The organism is Humiphilus diazotrophicus (assembly GCF_059726315.1).
This window is the reverse complement of the sequence record NZ_AP040870.1, coordinates 388,001-408,113: the sequence shown is the minus strand read 5'-3', so window position 1 is coordinate 408,113 and position 20,113 is coordinate 388,001. Positions and strand designations below refer to the sequence as shown.

General features: G+C 50.1%; 14 protein-coding genes. 9 read left to right on the top strand and 5 right to left on the bottom strand.

The window, feature by feature from the left end:
• Window positions 1–414: 414 nt before the first annotated feature.
• Entirely contained in the window at window positions 415–1,146 is a 732-nt protein-coding gene (locus AC6I7T_RS03470) for a GAF domain-containing protein (RefSeq protein ID WP_497791909.1), read from the bottom strand.
• Window positions 1,147–1,968: 822 nt separating this feature from the next.
• Here AC6I7T_RS03470 and nifH point away from each other — a divergent pair.
• The 8 genes from nifH to AC6I7T_RS03430 all read left to right on the top strand — a co-directional run bounded on the left by nifH (window position 1,969) and on the right by AC6I7T_RS03430 (window position 11,539).
• A complete protein-coding gene (gene nifH, locus AC6I7T_RS03465; RefSeq protein ID WP_497791908.1) occupies window positions 1,969–2,817 on the top strand; it encodes a nitrogenase iron protein in 849 nt (282 codons plus the stop codon).
• 137 nt (window positions 2,818–2,954) lie between these two features.
• Window positions 2,955–4,577, top strand: a complete 1,623-nt coding sequence (nifD, locus tag AC6I7T_RS03460) for a nitrogenase molybdenum-iron protein alpha chain (RefSeq protein WP_497791907.1) — start codon at window positions 2,955–2,957, stop codon at window positions 4,575–4,577.
• A 57-nt stretch (window positions 4,578–4,634) separates the two neighbouring features.
• Complete coding sequence (nifK, locus tag AC6I7T_RS03455) at window positions 4,635–6,017, top strand: nitrogenase molybdenum-iron protein subunit beta (protein ID WP_497791906.1); 1,383 nt, start codon at window positions 4,635–4,637, stop codon at window positions 6,015–6,017.
• A 36-nt stretch (window positions 6,018–6,053) separates the two neighbouring features.
• Entirely contained in the window at window positions 6,054–7,415 is a 1,362-nt protein-coding gene (gene nifE / locus AC6I7T_RS03450) for a nitrogenase iron-molybdenum cofactor biosynthesis protein NifE (RefSeq protein WP_497791905.1), read from the top strand.
• A complete protein-coding gene (locus AC6I7T_RS03445) occupies window positions 7,412–8,788 on the top strand; it encodes a nitrogenase component 1 (protein ID WP_497791904.1) in 1,377 nt (458 codons plus the stop codon). Before nifE ends, AC6I7T_RS03445 begins: the two co-directional genes overlap by 4 nt.
• 12 nt (window positions 8,789–8,800) lie before the next feature.
• A complete protein-coding gene (locus AC6I7T_RS03440; protein ID WP_497791903.1) occupies window positions 8,801–10,060 on the top strand; it encodes a radical SAM protein in 1,260 nt (419 codons plus the stop codon).
• Window positions 10,061–10,082: 22 nt separating this feature from the next.
• Window positions 10,083–10,388, top strand: coding sequence for a (2Fe-2S) ferredoxin domain-containing protein (locus tag AC6I7T_RS03435; protein ID WP_497791902.1), 306 nt, complete (start codon window positions 10,083–10,085; stop codon window positions 10,386–10,388).
• A 26-nt stretch (window positions 10,389–10,414) separates the two neighbouring features.
• Window positions 10,415–11,539: a hydroxymethylglutaryl-CoA lyase-like TIM-barrel protein gene (locus AC6I7T_RS03430; protein WP_497791901.1), complete on the top strand. Its 1,125-nt coding sequence runs from the start codon at window positions 10,415–10,417 to the stop codon at window positions 11,537–11,539.
• Window positions 11,540–11,715: 176 nt separating this feature from the next.
• Here the strand turns inward: AC6I7T_RS03430 and AC6I7T_RS03425 are convergent, their stop codons facing one another.
• Window positions 11,716–12,243 carry a MerR family transcriptional regulator gene (locus AC6I7T_RS03425; protein ID WP_497791900.1) on the bottom strand — a complete coding sequence of 176 codons (528 nt, stop codon included), beginning with the start codon at window positions 12,241–12,243 and terminating at the stop codon, window positions 11,716–11,718.
• Window positions 12,244–12,672: 429 nt separating this feature from the next.
• On the opposite strand from AC6I7T_RS03425, the gene AC6I7T_RS03420 reads away from it, so the two are divergent.
• On the top strand, window positions 12,673–13,329 hold the full coding sequence (locus AC6I7T_RS03420; protein WP_497791899.1) for a malonate decarboxylase holo-ACP synthase: 657 nt from the start codon (window positions 12,673–12,675) through the stop codon (window positions 13,327–13,329).
• 262 nt (window positions 13,330–13,591) lie between these two features.
• On the opposite strand, the gene AC6I7T_RS03415 is transcribed toward AC6I7T_RS03420, so the two are convergent.
• The 3 genes from AC6I7T_RS03415 to AC6I7T_RS03405 all read right to left on the bottom strand — a co-directional run bounded on the left by AC6I7T_RS03415 (window position 13,592) and on the right by AC6I7T_RS03405 (window position 20,105).
• On the bottom strand, window positions 13,592–15,853 hold the full coding sequence (locus AC6I7T_RS03415) for a Tex family protein (RefSeq protein WP_497791897.1): 2,262 nt from the start codon (window positions 15,851–15,853) through the stop codon (window positions 13,592–13,594).
• Window positions 15,854–16,070: 217 nt separating this feature from the next.
• Entirely contained in the window at window positions 16,071–16,595 is a 525-nt protein-coding gene (gene tsaA / locus AC6I7T_RS03410; protein ID WP_497791896.1) for a tRNA (N6-threonylcarbamoyladenosine(37)-N6)-methyltransferase TrmO, read from the bottom strand.
• 162 nt (window positions 16,596–16,757) lie between these two features.
• A complete protein-coding gene (locus AC6I7T_RS03405; protein ID WP_497791895.1) occupies window positions 16,758–20,105 on the bottom strand; it encodes a BadF/BadG/BcrA/BcrD ATPase family protein in 3,348 nt (1,115 codons plus the stop codon).
• Window positions 20,106–20,113: the final 8 nt, after the last annotated feature.

Genomic DNA, 20,113 nt, shown 5'->3' with positions numbered 1-20,113 from the left:
TAGAGAATAGTCGGCTTTTCGAATGGCCACTCGACCTTCGATGGGGCATCCTGGCTGGCAAAGTTCTAGCTTTGGCTCGTTTTAAAAACATGACGCAGAAGAGGGAAGTAGATACAACGATGTCTGTGCTCTTAGTGAAGCCTGAAAATTCAGGGCCGCGGGTACACTCGCCTAGAGAGGATTGCGGAGTCAATCACCAGAGCTTCTTTTCTGTTTAATTTTCTTTTCTTCTACTAAGTTCCATGTTGCTGCGGATTTATACGGAGGTATCAACCAGGAATATTTAGGGATGAATGGGAATTCATTGAGAGGGGCTGGAAATGTATGTAGGTCAGCGTGAGAATCGGATGGGAGAAGACCCGTTCCGCGGAAGACAGGCCCTCTTGTTTGGCAATCTTCTTCAGGGGGATTGCGCTATAAACCGAGCTCTTCTACCAGAATGACGGCCTGAGCGATCTCTCGTACAGGTTTCCGGTGCCTGCGACTACCTTCGCGCAGCCTGTAATAGGCATCCTGTTCAGATAGTCCGTATAGGTTTTGCAGTATCCCTTTTGCTCTTTCTACCAACTTGCGATCCTCGAGCTGCTGTTTGATTTGCAGAGCCTCTTCCTGAAGTTTGATGTTCTCCTTGGCAATTTGTGAGTAGGCAATTGCGCCTCCCATTTGCTCGCCCAAAAAGCTAAGCAGAGAAATCTCTCCTGGCGCGTGGACATGAGGTTCTCTGTGATGAACATTTAGAACCCCTATGACTTCGCCTCCACTGATAAGTGGAACCGAAATGAGAGCTTCATAGGTATCTTCAATCAGCGTAGAGAAGGCTTTGAATCTGGCATCGGAGAAAGCATTGCAGGATAGTGCAACTACGGATTTATGTTCCGCCACCCATCCGGCAACTCCTTCACCCATCTTTAAGCGGACGTGGCCTATCTCCGCTGTGTGCGGGAGAAGGGAAGCACGTAAGACTACATCTCCGGTATCGTGATCAGGCAGGTAGACCATGCAGGCATCGCAACCTGTTACCTCTTCCGTGATTGCAACCAGCTCCTGAAGCATCTCGTCGATACCACGGCCTGAGCTCACAATGCGACTTGTGCGATGAAGTATTGATAAATGAGAGTCGGTACTGCCGTGGTTTTCTTGTTTCATCGTCTCTCTAGAGTGGTTTCGGTTCGTCTGCGTCGTTTTGGCCAAAAATGAATGATTTCTGCGTTCCCCTAGTGGCATGCGCACCTTCAACAAGATTCGGAATGACTGGCGATGACCAGGACCCTGTTTGAATTCACTTCTCTTGCGTCGAATATAGATTGCTGCAAACCGCGGGCAGCGGTGGATGTACGGTGGGGAATGGTCTTACGTTAGCGCAGTTTTCTTGTTTTGCTAACAGAAAAGTTAACGAGAAAATCACGATATGGGATCTTTTGCCAAAAGATGAACCTCATTCAACACGCTGACGCGTGTACTCTTGGTGCCGTAAGCACTGCTGTCTGGTGTTGATTACATCGGGAAGACGGGTATTTTCTAGACGTGCTACAGGTGAAGCACCGTGCTCGCATCATCGATCTTGAAATTACTCTTCGATTTCGAAAAGAAAATTTGCATTGAGAAAGATCCAAAAAACTTCTGGACTTCCACAAGTTATGGCCCTATAGTATGACCATCCGGGGGAGATTTACCCTTTATTTAAAAACGCTGACTCTGGTTGTCTGCGTAGCTTCTCCGAGATTAGGAACTACCGACAGAGGTTTGTTCCCCCTCCAGCTCCCTGTTTGAGCGCCCCTACTTTTAAATCTTTACTGCTGGGCCTGTGAACCGCGCGCGTGCTGTGTTTATCACTTCGCGGACGTGTTCGCTGATTGCCAAAAAGCTATCGTTGACCTGTGTTCAAGCGCGCTGGGAGTGTTCTCTTGTCCCGTGCGTATCTATCGAGCCAGGCCTGACTAGAACTCTGTTTCGCGGAAGGAGCTTCCAATGAGAAAAGTTGCTATTTATGGAAAAGGCGGTATCGGCAAATCTACAACCACCCAGAATACGGTGGCAGCACTCGCGGAAATAGGTAAGAAAGTCATGGTGGTAGGCTGTGATCCGAAAGCTGACTCCACCAGACTCTTGTTAGGTGGTCTCGCACAGCGCACCGTTTTAGATACTCTCCGCGAAGAGGGCGAGGAAGTCGATCTTGAAGACATCCGTCGCAGAGGTTTTGCAGATATCTATTGCACCGAATCTGGCGGTCCGGAGCCGGGTGTTGGTTGCGCCGGACGTGGCATCATCACTTCGATCAATCTTCTCGAGCAGCTGGGAGCTTATAAGGAAGATGTTGGTCTGGATTATGTTTTCTATGACGTTCTCGGTGACGTTGTGTGTGGCGGATTCGCTATGCCTATCCGTGAAGGAAAGGCCGAGGAGATCTATATCGTCTGTTCCGGCGAGATGATGGCAATGTACGCTGCCAATAACATCTGCAAAGGCATTGTGAAGTTTGCTCAGGCGGGCGGTGTGCGTTTGGGCGGGCTTATCTGCAATAGCCGTAAAGTTGATAACGAACGAGAGATGATTGAAGAGCTGGCTCGCCAGCTTGGTACGCAGATGATTCACTTTGTTCCCAGAGACAATGATGTGCAGCGTGCCGAGATCAACCGGAAGACGGTGATTGACTGGAGACCGACCTGCCCCCAGGCCGATGAATATCGGAAGCTGGCTCAGGCGATCGATGGTAATGATATGTTTATTATTCCTAAGCCACTGGCAATCTCCGACCTGGAGAAGCTATTAATCGATTTTGGCCTCGCAGAAGACGAACCCATGGCCGAGGCCGTCTAGGTTAAGGTCCAAAGACAAAAGTTGCACGGCGTGATACGAAGCGCCGTGCATGCATATCCCGAGAGTAGATGCTTGCGTATGCTGCAGGAGCAGTGTTGCGCTCACAGAGGCCTTCATTCTTTTTGGACAGGTGATATATGACGCTCGATCCTCGAATTATTAAAGAAGAACTCATTCAGATTTATCCCAAGAAAGTGGCACGTAAGCGTGCTGAGCAGATTGTCGTTAACGAGCGCGGAGAAGACGGATCTGTTCCTGAGATTAGGGCCAACGTGCGGACTACTCCGGGAATTATTAGTCAACGCGGGTGTACCTATGCGGGATGCAAAGGTGTTGTTATCGGTCCAAGCCGCGATATTCTGAGTATTACTCATGGCCCGATAGGCTGTGCTTTCTACAGTTGGCTTACTCGCCGAAATCAGACTCGTCCGCCCAGCGAAAAAGATCCAAACTTTATCAATTATTGTCTTTCCACCGATATGCAGGAAGAACAGATTGTCTTTGGTGGTGAGAAGAAACTTAAGGAGGCTGTACGTGAGGCCTTCAAGCTCTTTCAACCGAAGGCCATTGCCATCTTCTCTACTTGCCCTGTCGGACTGATTGGGGATGATGTTCACTCTGTAGCCCGCGCGATGAAGGAAGAGTTGGGAATCAATGTCTTTGCCTTTAGTTGTGAAGGCTATCGCGGAGTTAGCCAGTCGGCTGGCCATCATATTGCCAATAACGGATTATTCAGTAATGTGATCGGGATCAATGAGACTCAACATGAAGAGAAGTTCAAGTTGAATCTTCTTGGGGAATACAACATCGGGGGTGATGGCTTCGTAATTGAAGACCTGCTGCGCCGCTGTGGAATCAAGCTGGTCTCCACATTTAGTGGGAACTCCAACTATGATGCTTTGGCAAATTCTCACACCGCAGACCTCAATATCATCATGTGCCACCGTTCGATTAATTATGCGGCAGAGATGATGGAGAAAAAGTTTGGCATTCCCTGGATGAAGGTCAACTTCATTGGGGCGGACTCAACGGCAAAGTCTTTGCGTAAGATCGCCCGTTATTTTGACGATCCTGAACTGGCGGCCAAGGTGGAAGAGGTAATCGCTGAGGAGATGCCGGCAGTTGAAGCTGTCCGGCGCGAAATCCTGCCGCGATGTGTAGGGAAGACGGCGATGCTCTTTGTTGGCGGTTCTCGTGCTCACCATTATCAGGCTCTCTTTACAGAAATCGGAATGGTTACAGTAGCTGCGGGCTATGAGTTCGGACATCGCGATGACTATGAAGGACGTCGCGTTCTGCCGACAATCAAGATGGATGCGGATACGAAGAATATTGAGGAACTGAATGTGCAGCCGGATGAGACCCGCTATCGTCCGCGCAGAAGCGAAGAAGAGCTGGCTGCTCTAGCCGCAGCTCCAGAGATGGAGTTTGAAGATTATCTCGGCATGATGCCCGAGATGGAAGCCGGACGTCTGGTTATTGACGATATCAGTCACTACGAAACAGAGCGGCTGTTGGAGATTTATAAGCCCTCTATCTTCTGTGCCGGTATCAAGGAGAAGTTTGTTGTCGAGAAAATGGGAATTCCCTGTAAACAGCTTCATAGCTATGACTACGGTGGTCCTTATGCCGGATTTTCCGGAGCTATCAACTTCTATCGTGACATCGACCGAATGGTAAATATGCGTATCTGGTCTTTGGCAAAAGCCCCATGGGAGACCGAAAGCCCTGAACCTACGATTCCCGTAGCAGCAGACTGAGTAGTCCTCGGATACAAACAGAGAACTCACGAGACGTCCCTTTAAGGAGAAAAGTTCATGCTTTTAAGACATACCTCGAGTGAGGTCATGGAGCGGTCTGCGCTCACGATCAATCCATCAAAGACCTGCCAGCCGATAGGTGCTATGTATGCGGCATTAGGTTTACACGGTTGTTTGCCGCACAGTCATGGATCGCAGGGATGCTGTTCCTATCATCGCAGCACACTTACCCGCCATTTCAAGGAGCCGGTAATGGCGGCGACCAGCTCCTTTACGGAAGGTGCTTCGGTCTTTGGCGGACAGGCAAACCTGCTGCAGGCAATTCAAACAATCTTTACCGTTTATAACCCAAAGATCATTGCCGTTCATACTACCTGCTTGTCGGAAACTATCGGTGACGATCTTGTCCAGATTATTGCTAAAGCCCGGCAAGAGGGAAAGATTCCGGAAGGCAAGTACGTTTTTCATGCAAATACACCTAGCTATGTCGGTTCTCATGTAACTGGCTTTGCCAACATGACAAAGGCTATCGTCAAGCATTTTGCCGAGCCCTCTCAGGAAGAGAAAAAACAGATCAACATTCTTCCCGGATGGGTGGAGCCTTCCGACATGCGGGAAATCAAAAGCCTCGCTCATCGCATGGGTGTGAATATCGTTATGTTCCCCGATACCTCCAATGTTATGGATACACCCCAGAAGAGCCGGTATGAGCTTTATCCGAAGGGAGGCGCGAGGATTGAGGATATTCATACCGCGGGAGCAAGCATTGGAACCTTAGGTCTAGGACCCACTGCTTCCATGCTCGGAGCGGATGCTCTTGAGGAGAAGTGCGAAGTTCCACGCGAGGTTTTGGAACTCCCAATCGGACTGGAAGCGACAGATAGGTTTGTCGATCGGATGCGCATTATGGCAGGCGTCAAAGTTCCAGACGATATTACCGATGAACGTGGCCGTCTGATCGACGTAATCACAGACATGCAGCAGTACTTTAATGGCAAGCGTGTCGCACTTTTTGGCGATCCCGATCAGTTGGTTTCCATGACGGAGTTCTTGCTCTGTTTAGGGATGAAGCCCGTATATGTTGTGACGGGGACGCCTTCTCCACGCTTTGAAAAGCGTATGCAGGCAGTTATGAAGGATTCTGTGCCCGAAGTAAAGATCCGGAAAGGAGCACAGGCCGATACATATCTGCTGCACCAATGGATTAAGCAGGAACCCGTAGATCTTTTAATTGGCAACACCTATGGAAAATATATCGCCCGAGACGAGAATATTCCTTTCTTACGATTTGGTTTCCCCATTCTCGACCGTGTTGGTCATTCGTACTTTCCCTGGGTTGGTTATCAGGGAGGTTTACGAATTGTCGAAAAGATTCTCGGCTTGCTAATGGATCGACAAGACCAGGAGTCTCCAGAGGAGCGCTTCGAACTTGTTATGTAGGACATAAGCGAAAGCAGGAACTCCGGGGGAGAGTATATGGCTGATATTTTGCGAGAACGCGAGCGGCAGGTATATCGGAAAGGGGAAGGCTCCTTTTCGATTGAATGCGAGAAGCAGAGCGCGGCAGGTTCGGTCAGCCAACGAGCTTGTGTTTTCTGCGGGTCGCGAGTCGTACTGTATCCGATAGCCGATGCTCTCCATCTGGTTCATGGACCAATTGGTTGCGCCGCGTACACTTGGGACATTCGCGGTGCGCTCTCTTCCGGTCCACAGTTGCATCGGCTTAGCTTTTCAACCGATTTGCGCGAACTGGATGTTATCCATGGCGGGGAGAAGAAGCTATACTCCGCACTCTGTGAATTGATCGATACCTATCAGCCGAAGGCAGCTTTTGTCTATGCAACCTGTATTGTCGGTTTGATAGGTGATGACGTCGAAGCCGTTTGTAAACAAGTTTCTCAGGAAAAAGGTATTCAGGTTCTTCCTGTTCATTCCGAAGGTTTCAAAGGGACGAAGAAGGATGGCTATCGAGCGGCTTGCGATGCGTTATTCAACATCGTTGGAACTCAGTCTACAAAGCAGGTGGAACCGATAAGCATCAATATTCTGGGTGATTTTAATCTCGCAGGCGAAACCTGGATGATTAAGGATTACTACCATCGCATGGGGGTCCAAGTTGTCGCCTGTATGACGGGAGATGGACGTGTCGAAGAGATCGGACGTGCCCACGGAGCTGCTCTGAATGTTGTTCAGTGCTCGGGATCCATGACGCATCTAGCAAAGAAATTGAAAGAGAAGTGGGGAACTCCCTTTCTTCAGGTTTCTTATTTCGGGATCGAAGATATGTCTAAGGCCCTCTATGACGTTGCACGGTTCTTCAAATCTCCTGAGATTATGCAGCGGGCACAGGATCTAGTCCGTGAGGAATTGGAAAAAGTATTACCAACCTTGCAGCGTTACAGGAAAGATCTTGAGGGGAAGAAGGCCGCCATCTATGTAGGTGGTGCCTTTAAAGCATTTTCTCTTGTGCGTGCATTGCGTCATCTGGGGATCGGCACTGTGATGGTTGGATCGCAAACAGGGAACAAAGAGGATTACGAACTGCTCCGGGAGTTGTGCGATGAAGGCACCATCATTGCCGACGATTCTAATCCGTTGGAACTGGCCAGCTTCCTGGAAGAGAAAGAAGTTGACATTTTTATTGGCGGAGTAAAAGAAAGACCGATTGCCTTCAAATTAGGCGTAGGCTTTTGCGATCACAACCACGAGCGCAAAGAAGCCCTGGCAGGATTCGCCGGTATGTTGAATTTCGCTAAGGAAGTTCATGCCTCCATTATGAGTCCTGTCTGGAAGCTGACTCCGCGTTGGCAGTCTCGTACTCGGGAGGTGCGTAAATGAAGAGCTCTACCGTGAGCAAAGTTCCACCACCGAAATATGTGAGTACCCGTAATGCCTGCAAATTGTGTACACCGCTTGGGGCGACTCTGGCCTTCCGGGGCCTGGAGGGTGCATTGCCCTTTCTTCATGGATCGCAGGGATGTGCGACCTATATGCGGCGGTATATCATCAGCCATTTTCGAGAGCCGATGGATGTGGCTGCTTCCGGATTCAGCGAGGCGAGTGCAATCTTTGGCGGAGAAGAGAATCTACAGCGTGGCTTGCAAAACGTCATTACTCAATATCATCCAAAGTTGATTGGTATTGCGACCACATGTTTGACGGAGACCATTGGAGAGGATGTAACTTTAGTTGTCCACAATTTTTCAAAGGGTCCTCAAGAGCAGGATTCTCCTTTGCTCGTCAATGTTTCGACTCCGAGTTATTGCGGAACGCACATTGATGGATTCCACGATGCTGTGCGAGCTGCCGTCGAAGCTCTCGCTTATCCGGCCCAAAGTCCTGTGCAGAAGGTCAACATCTTTCCGGGGCTGGTTTCTCCTGCAGATATTCGATATCTCAAAGAGATTATGGAGGATTTTGCTTTATCTGCTTCCATTCTTCCCGATTATTCGCAAACACTCGATGGGCCTGCCGTTGCAAAGTATCAGAAGATTCCGGTCGGAGGTACACCTATAGAGCAACTACGAGCAGCGGGCTCGGCTGAGGTTTCTATCGAATTTGGACGAACGTTAGTCGGGAAGCATACCGCAGCCGCTTTACTTGAAGAGAGATTCGCGGTAAGGACTCGGCGTATTGGCTTACCTATTGGATTGCAGGAGACGGATATCTTCTTCTCCGGACTGGAAGAAATCTCCGGCTTATCTATGCCTGTAAAGCATGGTGATGAGAGAGGTCGTCTGCTGGATTCCTATGTAGATGCTCACAAATATGTTTTTGGAAAGAGAGCAATTGTCTATGGTGAAGAAGATATGGTCGTTGGTCTGGTTGCATTGCTGGCCGAAATAGGTGTTATTCCCGTGCTCTGTGCTTCTGGAGGTGCGAGCGGTAAATTGGCTGCAGCGATCCGGGAGGTAGCTCCGGATATAGAACCTCCGCTCATTATTCAGGAAGACACGGATTTCCAGACCATTGCGGAGCAGGCGAGGGAATTAAAGCCAGATCTGATCCTGGGCAATAGTAAAGGGCAGAGAATGGCTCGCGATTGCGGCGTTCCTTTAGTACGAGTCGGATTCCCGATTCATGATCGCATTGGAGGACAACGAATTCTGCATCTTGGATATCGTGGCGCACAGCAGCTCTTTGATCGCATCGTGAATGCCCTCATTGAATACAAGCAAGAAAACTCTCCTGTTGGTTACAGCTATATGTAAAAGAGGACGATCATGCCACTGGACTTAACACAACATCCTTGTTTCAATGCTGAGGTCCGTCATAATACCGGACGTATCCATCTGCCAGTTGCACCGCGCTGCAATATCCAATGTAACTATTGCAATCGCAAATTCGATTGCATGAATGAGAGTCGTCCCGGCGTAACAAGTGTCGTTCTCAATCCCAAAGCTGCATTGAACTATTTAGGCCGGGCACTAGAGAAGAATCCACGGTTGCGGGTGGTAGGCATCGCGGGCCCTGGAGATCCCTTTGCCACGCCAGAGGAGACCTTGGAGACGTTACGTCTGGTACGAGGTCAATATCCGGAGATGTTGCTCTGCGTTTCATCTAACGGATTGAATCTCCAGCCGCATGTTGCTGAACTGGCGAAACTTCAGGTTAGTCATGTCACCGTAACAATAAATGCTGTCGATCCCGCCATTGGAGCACGGATCTATTCCTGGGCTAGAGACGGACGGGCAATCTATCGAGGAGAAGCTGCAGGGAGGCTATTGATTGAACGTCAAATAGGCTCAGTCATGGCTCTCAAAGCTGCGGGAGTTACGGTCAAGATAAATACGATTGTTGTTCCAGGAATTAATGAAAACCATGTGCTGGACGTAGCTAACAAGATGCGGGAATTAAAAGTGGACATTATGAATTGCATTCCACTCTATCCCGTAGCCGATACGCCCTTCGAATCTCTTGATGAACCGCAGCCTGAAGTAATGCATAGCCTTCGCAAAGACCTGAGGGAATTGCTTCCGCAAATGGAGCATTGCACGCGTTGCAGGGCAGATGCCGTAGGACTACTGGGTGAAGCGCAATCCGCAGAATTAGTGGAAATTCTTCAGGACTGCGCGGCGGGGCGACTGGACAAAGATCCGCAGCGAAGATACGTCGCGATCACCAGCATGGAAGGATTGCTGGTGAATCAGCATCTGGGGGAAGCCACGAGTGTCTGGATCTTTGATCCGGAAAGCGGTGAGGTCGTCGATATGCGTAGCGCGCCGTTACCCGGTGAAGGAAATCAGCGTTGGCGCGATCTGGCTGCTGTTCTTCATGACTGCAGCGCTCTCCTGACAGGAGGTGTCGGTCGTGCTCCACGATGGGTTCTGGAGAAGGAAGGGCTACAGGTCATCGAAATGTCTGGTTTGATCAGCGATGGATTACTTTGCTTGCATTCGAAAGGTGAGATTCCTCTGTCGATGACCAAGCTGTTCCGTGCTTGTGGCAGTGGTTGTCAGGGAAATGGAATGGGTTGTTCCTAATCAAAGAAAGGGCGGTTGTTCTATGGAGAAGCCGAATCACCACATATTTGTCTGCGGAAGCTTTCGTGCAGGCGGTGAGAGCAAAGGTATTTGTCATCGCAAGGAGTCTGGTCAATTGCTTGCATATCTGGAAAACGAACTATCCGATCGTGGCATGGACGACATAATGCTTTCGAGCACCGGATGTCTTAATCGCTGTGAAAAGGGCCCGGTGATGGTGATCTACCCTGAGAATTACTGGTATGGAGAAGTGACTGAGGGCAAGATTGACGAGATTCTCGATGGTCTTGAAGATGGCTTGCCAGTTTCGGAATATCTTCTCTGTTAGTTGGCGAACAACGGATAAGTGGGCTTATGGAGCCGAAAAAGATCTGGATCATCGATAGTACGTTGCGGGACGGCGAGCAGGCTGCCGGTGTGGTTTTCTCTAGGGATGAGAAGCTGGAGATTGCTCGCCAACTCAGCGCCCTTGGTGTTCCAGAGCTGGAATGTGGCATTCCCGCAATGGGAGAGCGCATGTGCGATGACATCCGCGCTCTCCTTCAACTGCGATTACCAGTGCGATTAACGGGCTGGTGTCGAGCAAAGCGTGAAGATCTGGATCAGGCTTTTGCTTGTGGCCTTCGTTCTGTGCATATGGCCTTTCCCTTATCGCAGGTACAACAGCGATCAGTGGGGATAAATGAAGCGTGGATATTGAAGCAGCTTCCGGAATTGCTTCGATATGCTCGAAAGTTATTTGAGTATGTTTCGGTTGGTGCTCAGGATGCCTCCCGGACCTCTTCAGATTTCCTAGATACCTTTGCACGGCTGGCCTCCAGCTCTGGAGCCCACCGTCTACGTGTTGCCGATACGGTAGGAATATGGGCTCCTTATCACGTCGAGCAGTGTTTTCGGCGTCTACGGGCATGCGTCTCCGATATGAATTTGGAGTTTCACGGCCATAATGACCTGGGCATGGCGACAGCCAATACCATCACCGCTTTGCTGGCTGATGCCGATGCGGTAAGTGTGACGGTCAATGGTGTTGGAGAACGGGCCGGTAATGCCGCTTTCGAACAGGTTGTGATGGCTGTTGAGCATGCCTTGGGGCGCAGTTGTGGGATAGCTACACTGGGATTGGCGCCACTTTGTAAATTAGTTGCAAAAGCCTCTCAGCGGATGATTCCTGTTCAGCAACCAATTGTGGGGGAGGGAGCCTTTTTGCATGAGTCTGGGATCCATGCCAGTGCTCAACTTTTAAACTCCACTTCGTTTCAGGCATTTTCTGCCAGAGAGATTGGCCGGGAAGAACCAGAGTTCGTAATTGGGCACCATTCTGGTTCAGCTGGAGTCGCCCATCTTCTTCGTTTGCGAGGTGTATCCTGCACCCGGGCAGAGGCCTCCTCTATGCTTCCGCTGATTCGGAGCTTGTCTCTCCGCAGGAAGAGATCTTTGCGTCCCGAAGAGGTAGTTGCGATCTATAGGCGTAGCTTCTAGATCATTTGCTGATTCAAGGCAGGCTTACCGGTGACACGGATGCTTGTGGAAAGCTGCCTCTACCTTTGTGTTTTTGGTCGACATCCTTGTGAAATACATCTAGAGATGCCTTCCCATGTGCAGGCGATATGGGAAGGCATCTACTGACGCATCGATGCGATTGTCAATGAGCCTCGCTAGGAGAGATTTTTGCTCCAGTTTCTAATGGAACGAATTTCTTCCGCGGGGATGTGCAGATAGTTCAGAAACTCCTGATGATCCTCGGGCGCGGTCTTTTCAAATTCATGATGCCAACGGCGCATGTCGACTTCCGAGAATCCTGCATTTTTCATAATAGAAACCCACTTGTCTTTCGTCATATGCTTTACCCTCATTGTGAAATCTTTACTGCGAAGTAATTTGAGGATGGCGAGTTGATGTTCGCGAAGTGCCTCGATTTCGGACGCAATATCCGAGAGTCGTCGTACCAAAATGGCAGGTCCGCCTGCACTGGGCTTGCCAATCAGCATGCGAATATCCCGAAGAGAGAGTCCGACTGACCTATAGAGACGCACTGCTTTGAGCGTCTCCATCTCCCGTTCTCCATACAAACGGTAACCTGCCTGACTACGTAGACATGGCTTGAGTAAGCCCGCCGATTCGTAGTAAAGAATCGTGGTACGGCTTACTCCACAGTGTTTGGCGAATTGGGAAACAGTCAGCATCAACATCTTCAGGTTCAACCCTCTAGTTCTAGACAGGTCAAGTGGTATTGGGAATTCGTGAGTAAGAAGTTTATAAAGCTTTTTTTAGAAATGAGAACATCCAGGTATAAATTTCGGGAATCCGTTTACTATGATGATTCTTGTTTTTGGCACCATTTTTTCCCTTTGGTTGTGAAGCCGTTGTTTCCGCTATTCTTCGGTAGAGGTTCACTTCAATTGTGATTAATTTGATTGAGGTGAGAGCTATTGCCTTTTAGTGATACGAGGACGTGTGTGGATTCAACGACAGTTCTTTGATGTTCATCCTATCCGTCTGTTTTCTTCTTCCTTCTCGTTGAGAATATCTTCGAGGGAAGGGCTCCCGATATTTTTTGAAATTGCAGTTCCGTTCTTGGTAAAGACGTCTTCGTATCAGGAAGCATATGAGGGATGAACGAAAAGGAAAGTACCTCCAAGCATTTTGCTGTTCACGATATTCTCCTTCTTCGAGATGAAGAAGCCTTTATCAGCAGCGTTACGCCACAACCCTGGGTCGATGAGGCATTAAGAGCGACCTTAGCTGTTATTGTTCGTCGCGGTCCGCGACCTGGCCATCTGGTTCCGGTCGGTGTGCGAGGCTTGGAAGTTTCGCAACGTTGTGCTGGGTTTGTTGCTCCTGCTGCAGTTACGAAAAGCATCAGCCCCGAATATCTGGTGGAGCAGCGTGTTTGGCGTTCTCATCCTCGCCGCGATCAAATCTTGGCATGCTGTTCGCTGGAGAGGTTTACTTCGACCTGGGCATCTTCTGCTATTACCTGGGGGCCTATCGGGATTATTGGCTTTGAGCTTGCCACAGAGTTGCCCCTGGCGAGTGCCGAAAGCGATCTAGATATCGTCATCCGTGCTGCGCATAGGCTCTCTCTCGAGCAGGCAAAGGAGTTTTTGGAGGTTGCCAGTTCGGCCGAGGTTCATGTCAACATTCACTTGGAGACGCCCCAGGGCGAATTGGCTCTCATGGATTATCTTCGCCAGCCTGCGAAGTTTCTTGTTCAGACAGATGCCGGTCCCAAGCTGGTTCCAGATCCTTGGGCTGAAGAGGAAATGTAGGTTTCCAGCGTTTCAGGCTGTTTGAATGTTCTAGTTGGAAAAGCCCGATTAAAGCATTTTCATTTTGCGTATAAGGAACCAAGAATTGCTATGCAAAATGAATACACTTTTGCTTCTTACTACCTTAATTGACCGAAAGAACGGGGATAGCGAAAGCTTTACAGTGCGGTTTCTGTGACCTATTTTCGGCCTATTCTGCAGCTACCGCATCCTTCATCTCTGCTATCCCATCCCTTGGGTTGTCGATATTGCTGTTCGCTAGCTAGCGAACCTTCCATTTCGTGGCTAAGGCAGCGAGTTTATCTTCCATCGAAGGTTGGGCTTGCTGCTTTGGTTTAGCCTTTGCTTGTGGTTTTCCAGCAGGCTCTTGCAGCGCCTTTATCGAAAGAGCGATACGCTTGGTCTTTGGGTCGGCACTGAGCACCTTCACCTTGACTATCTGGCTGGCCTTCACAACTTCGGCAGGATCCTTGATGTAGCGATTCGAGAGCTCACTGATGTGTACCAATCCGTCTTGATGTACTCCGATATCGACGAAAGCACCGAATTTCGTCACATTCGTGACAACACCCTCCAGAATCATGCCGGGTTGCACATCTGAAATTTCATGAACGCCTTCCTTGAAACTGGGAGCTACGAACTTGTCGCGCGGATCTCGACCGGGTTTGTGCAACTCCTCCAGGATGTCGTCCAGTGTGTACTTTCCGGCGGAAAGGCGGCTACGATCTACCTTTTCCAGCAATTCCGGTTTCTTGATCAAGTCCTCAATCGGAACGCCGAGCGATTCGGAGATCTGTTCCACAATCGGATACGATTCCGGGTGAACTGCGGTCATGTCCAGGGGATTGTCACCGTTGCGGATACGCAAGAAGCCTGCAGCCTGTTCGAATGTTTTGGGGCCGACACCGCTTACTTCCTTCAGCTGGATGCGGGAACGGAAAGCTCCATTCTCATTGCGATACGTGACGATGTTTAGCGCAACCCGCTCTGTAACGCCTGCAACATAGCGCAACAGCGTCCAGGAAGAGGTATTTAGGTCGACACCCACGCGGTTTACACAGCTCTCAATGACGGTTTCAAGGGATTGCTGCAGTTGGCGCTGATCGACATCGTGTTGATACTGGCCGACTCCAATGGATTTGGGATCGACTTTGACCAGTTCGGAGAGGGGATCCTGGAGACGGCGTGCAATGGAAATGGCGCCGCGGACCGTCAGATCTAGATCCGGAAACTCCTGGCGGGCGATTTCGGAAGCTGAATAGACGCTGGCTCCAGATTCGCTAACGGTTACGGAGAATACGTCTTCCAGTTTGTGTTCCTTCAGAAAATCCCGAACAAATGCATCTGTTTCCCGTGATGCTGTGCCGTTACCGATTGCAATAGCCCGAACGTTATGTTCTTTAATGAGCCGCGCAATGGTTCTCATGGCACCGGCAGTATCGTGCTTTGGTGCATGTGGATAGATCACATCATGCGCAAGGAACTTTCCTGTCTGGTCGACGACGGCTACCTTGCAACCTGTACGAAGGCCCGGGTCAAGTCCTAGAACAGAGAGCTCTCCCGCAGGCGGAGCGAGCAGAAGATGCTGGAGGTTTTCCCTGAAGACATTGATGGCCTCTGTATCGGAACGCTGTTTCAGCTCCAGACGAATCTCTCCTTGAATGGAGGAATTCAGCAGCCGCTGCCAGGCATCGTCAATTGCCAGTTCCAGTTGCGGGGTCCAATCTCCGGTATTACGCAGGATCTTTGAACGAAGAATATAGATCGCGCGTTCTGTTTCCATCTCAATCAGGAAGTAAAGGATGTTCTCGCTTTCTCCTCGACGGATGGCGAGCATTCGATGGGAGGGAATCGTCTTTACCAGCTCGCGGAAGTCGTAGTACATCTTGAACTTTTCCTGCTCATCGACAGCGTCGAGCATCTTGCGGCTGACAATCATGCCTTCATCGAACATCAATTGGCGCAGAGCCTTGCGCAAATCGGCATCTTCACTGATCATCTCAGCGACAATATGACGAGCCCCTTCGAGGGCTTCTTCTATGCTGGCAACACCCTTTTCTTCGCTGATGAAGCTAGCGGCAAAGGTTTCCAAGGGCTCGGCGGAGGGTTCCTGTCCCCAGATGTAGAGGGCCAGAGGTTCCAAGCCTTTTTCGCGCGCAATGGTAGCCTTTGTGCGGCGCTTGGGCTTGTATGGCAGGTAGAGGTCTTCTAGTTCACTCTTTTCCAGAGTGGCTTCGATGCGGGCCTTCAGCTCGTCCGTCAGCTTGCCTTGCTCCGCAATCGACGAGAGAATCGTTTCTCTACGTGCTTCAAGTTCGCGGAAGTAGGTCAGCTTCTCTTCAATATCTCGAATTTGAACTTCATCAAGATTGCCGGTTGCCTCCTTACGGTAGCGGGCAATAAAGGGAACGGTTCCACCGTCATCGAGCAATTCGATTACGGAGACGACCCCATGCAACGGCACGTTCAGCGTTTGGGCAATATGAGTCAGAATTTCTGTAGAGAGATTTTTACGATCTGTCATGAATAATCCATGTTCATGGTAATCGGAGAAGGTGAGGAAATGTAGCCCCCGGATCGCTTTGACGAGAAGGGAAGATGATTTGACAGAATCCGGCTTGTGTGAAACAGGTGTCTCTGAGATCGTTGCCAGCGAGGAAGGCACGCCCAAGGAACCGTTGTAAGCCTGGAGCGATCCCCGAGCCGACCACGGCTTTGCCGGAGACATTTACAGAGATACTTTAATCGCCGGTAATGGGTGTTGATGGACGTTCAAAACGATCGTCTGCCTTTACCTCGGATGTGAGACGACCGCTATACCACCCCACCCGTTCTGCTTGAAAACTATCAAAGGTTGGCACGTAGGGCTTGATATCCAATAAAGGTGTGTTGTCAAGCATATCAATATCTGCAATCACCAGCCTGTCGGAATGAACCTCCAAAAGACGTACCGCTGCGATTCCTATGGGATTAGGTCGTGCTGGGCTGCGTGTTGCAAAGATTCCATGCTCAGACTCGTTATCCAGATATGGACGTACAAGCATCTCGGGCTCTTTGGCACGGTCCAGATAGTAGAGGAGCCAAATTCGCTCAAAGCCTTCGAGGTCCTGGAGTCCTTTTCGGAAGGCAGGGAAGATCTCGATAACGGCTTCCTCTCCTTTGAAGAAGGCACTTTGAATCGGAGTTCCACTGGAATGCTGAAAAGGGGTGTGGATCAGGCCGATAGCTTGAAACGTAATAGGCTGTACTTCCTTACATGAGTTCATCGCGGCGCCCTCCTTGCTGGAGACAGAGCTGTCCCTATTATTCCTATCATTTGCAATATCGAGAATGCTATCAATTCCGTGTGTCGGCTACACCGTTTTCACAAACGGTGTAGCCGGAGGAAAGAATTATGGTGCGGCTTTTTGAGTGGCCAAACTAAAACCCTAAAAGGCGCTGGTACACAGCTGGGACGCAGCCAATTTCTTCCGGTAGTTCTGCAAGAAGTGGTGCATGGTTTCTACTCGGATGCGAATTGAGGCCAAGGGCTTGTTCTCATCGAGATCCCTGAAGGCGAAGTGCGGTTTGCCGGATGCTTCGATAATTTCCTCAATTGTGCGAGTGACAAAGGCATCATGTCCGCACTTGAAATTTGAGAGCTCAAGGGAGATCAGGTTCGGATGCCGGGCAACAAACTTTGCGGCCCACAGCTTGTGGTTTGTGTTGGCCGAGAAAGAATTCTTCCAGACGTCGGAGATGTCTAGTGGAGATTGAATCCATCCGGCTTTGACTTCTTCGCCAAAGAGTCGGTCCAGCAGATCTTCGTCGTGTGGAAGCAGGCTTTGCGAAAAGATCGGATACCCGAGTTTCTGGAACTCCTCCAGAATCCCTTGATTAAAACCAGGATCATGATGGTAGGGACGGCCTAACAAAACCAGGCCGATGCGTCTTTCTTCTTCCAATTGATCCAGCGTTTTGCGTGCTCTCGTTTGCAGTTGCTGCTCGAATTGATGCAGGGCTGCAAATCCGATTTCAATAGCTTTGTTATTTTCTTCCCAGCTCAGACCGAGAATATTTTTCCAACAGAGGAACATCTGATGTTGAAAGTTGTTGGGATTTTCAAGGTCGAGAATGGGATCGAGGTAGAGAACCCCGGCTTCATTAAACCAATTCGTCTTGCGGGAGAAAGCGGCCTTCACGGCTTCCGGTGTTGCGCTGGCTGTTGGACAGGCGCTCGATGAGACACAGCCATCGAGGGATGTCGTCAAGGTATCGAAGAGAGGGAAGAAGATGACGTCCAGCGGCTGATTCTCTTGGGACTGCTGCAGCAGATCGTAGACGTGAGCAACCCCTACCTTTGACGGATAGCAAGGATCTATCGCCAGGAAGCCTGCCGCCCTCTGATACATCTGGGCACTTGTATAGCCGGAGTAAACAAGATGATCTGGCCGTACTCCCAGGCTTTCAAAATAAGCAGAGAAGAGTGGAGCATAAGTGTATAAGCTGAGAGCCCGAGGGATACCAATGCGAATCGTTTCTCTTGACTTAAGCTCGTCGCCCGGACGCGTAGTTCGGTGGAACCATTTTGTGAGCCCACCTGAAGCACTGATTACCGGTGCGTGCGTTGTCTGCCAAACCTGCTTACCCGCAATCTGCACGTAGTCGGGATTTGCATCCTTAACGGCCTTGAGCTGCGCATTGATTCCTTTTACTTCCGAGATATCTTGAGCTTCTCCGCGTTCGCAATTGGCGAGAATAACGCGATGGTCCTCCGCGTTTTCTACCTTGTCGCTGGTGAAATCAATGAAGGTTCGCTGGCATTGGTTGGTACAAAAACTACAACGGGTACTATCGTCGCGTGTGATCTTGTATCGAATCGATTCAATGCCTTGTAGACCGGGGAAAACGGTGACGTGTCCCGCCTGGTAATGGTCAATTGCATGTAGAGCTGCTCCGATGGCACCTGCTTCACTGCAATTGGGGTGTACCTGAACACTGGGTTGACCGTCGGCGTGGTAGTGAGATCGGATAAAGTCGACTTCTGCCTTGACTACAGCCAGATTACGTTGCGTGCCGCCCTGAAGAATGAAATTCTTTCCCAACACCGAAACATTAGAAACTCCGGCAACATAAAGAAAGACATTTTTAGGCAGGACTGCCGCTAATCCGGCAAGAATCTCTTCCGGCTTCCATCCCTGGCGTTGAAAGTTGACGATATCGGTTTGCAGAAAAACCGCGCAGCCGTAGCTGAAGAGCGGCATCTGGCGGGCACGGAATGCTTCGTCAGCAAAATTCTCGATTGCAATTCCCAGCGATTCCGCTGCTGCGTGCAGGAAATATCCATTTCCAGCAGAGCATTGTGTGTTCAGCCTAAAATCTTTCACCACACCGTCCCGGAGGGTGATGATCTTAATATCCTGGCCTCCGACATCGATGATGGCATCCGCATCGGGGCAGACGCGAATTGCGGAGCTTGCATGGGCAACTGTTTCTACAATGGAAAGGTCAGCTGAGAAAACCTTCTGGAGCAGATCTTTGGAGTAGCCAGTCGTAGCCATACCCAGTACCTGGGGCTCGATTCCTTGCTTCGTAAATTGCTCTCGCAACTTGCAGAGTACGGCAATCGCATCGGAGATCGGGTCCGCCTTCGAGATTCGATAGGAGGATGCCAGGACCTCCCCATCTTCCGACAGAAATACAGCTTTCGTAGAAGTGGATCCTCCATCAATTCCAACAAAGCCGCTGACTGTTCTCGGTTTAGAAGGGTCTGTATCCGATAGAACTTGTCCAGCGATGCCAGGTACGGCATAGAGTTTGCGGAACTGGTTCAGTTCTTCTTCACTGTGATAGAGAGCATCGGCTCCGGAATTCAGATGGTTCTTCAGTCCATCCTTTTTCAGGAAATCGCGAAGCGCGGAAACTCCCAGGTACTCACCTACCGACTCTTCTTCCGTGAGACCGAATTCAATGGCTCCTAGAGCTCCAAAATACTGCGAGAGTGCGGGAACAGTGACGAGTTCTTCTATCGGAACTCCGGCAGGGATGTTGATATTCTTTCGGTGCCACATGGCAAGCATTCGTTGTCGCCATGCCTCCTGTAGCCCGGGGAAGAAGGTATTCGGACCTCCCAACAAAAGAACAACTGGATGGAGTGTATGGCCGCGAGTGAGGACAGAAAGATTCTGCAGCACAATGGCATGAAACAGGGAAGCCATTAATTGATCGGAGGGAACACCCTGCTTTTGCAGTCCTGTGATATCGGTTTCCGCAAAGACGCCGCATTTACCCGCTATAGGGTGAATCGGCAGATCGGCATAGGTTTGGCCTTGTAATTCGTCGAAATCAATATGTAGTTTTGAAGAGATCTTCTCGATGACCGCGCCTGTGCCTCCCGCACACTTATCGTTCATTGAGGCGATCTTCTTGCGTCTTCCTTCTACCTCCGAGTCCTGAAAGACGATCATCTTGGCATCTTGGCCTCCGAGTTCGATCACCGACCGGGCTTCGGGATGCAGTGCTTCAACAGCGAGGCTAACGGCTGTAACCTCCTGAACGAATCTGCCGCCAATTACTTCAGAGAGAGTCGATCCTCCACTGCCTGTGATAAACAGACGTGCATTACCGGAATGTAGACCAAGATCGCGTTCCACTTCGCTGAGGCATGCTAATACGCATTCTGCCTGTCTGCTCTCGTGGCGACGGTAGATCTGGGCCAGTATCTTTAATCCGGGTTGGCTGCGAACAACAACCTTTACTGTTGTCGAGCCGATATCAAGACCAATCAAGTAATGCACGTGCTGTG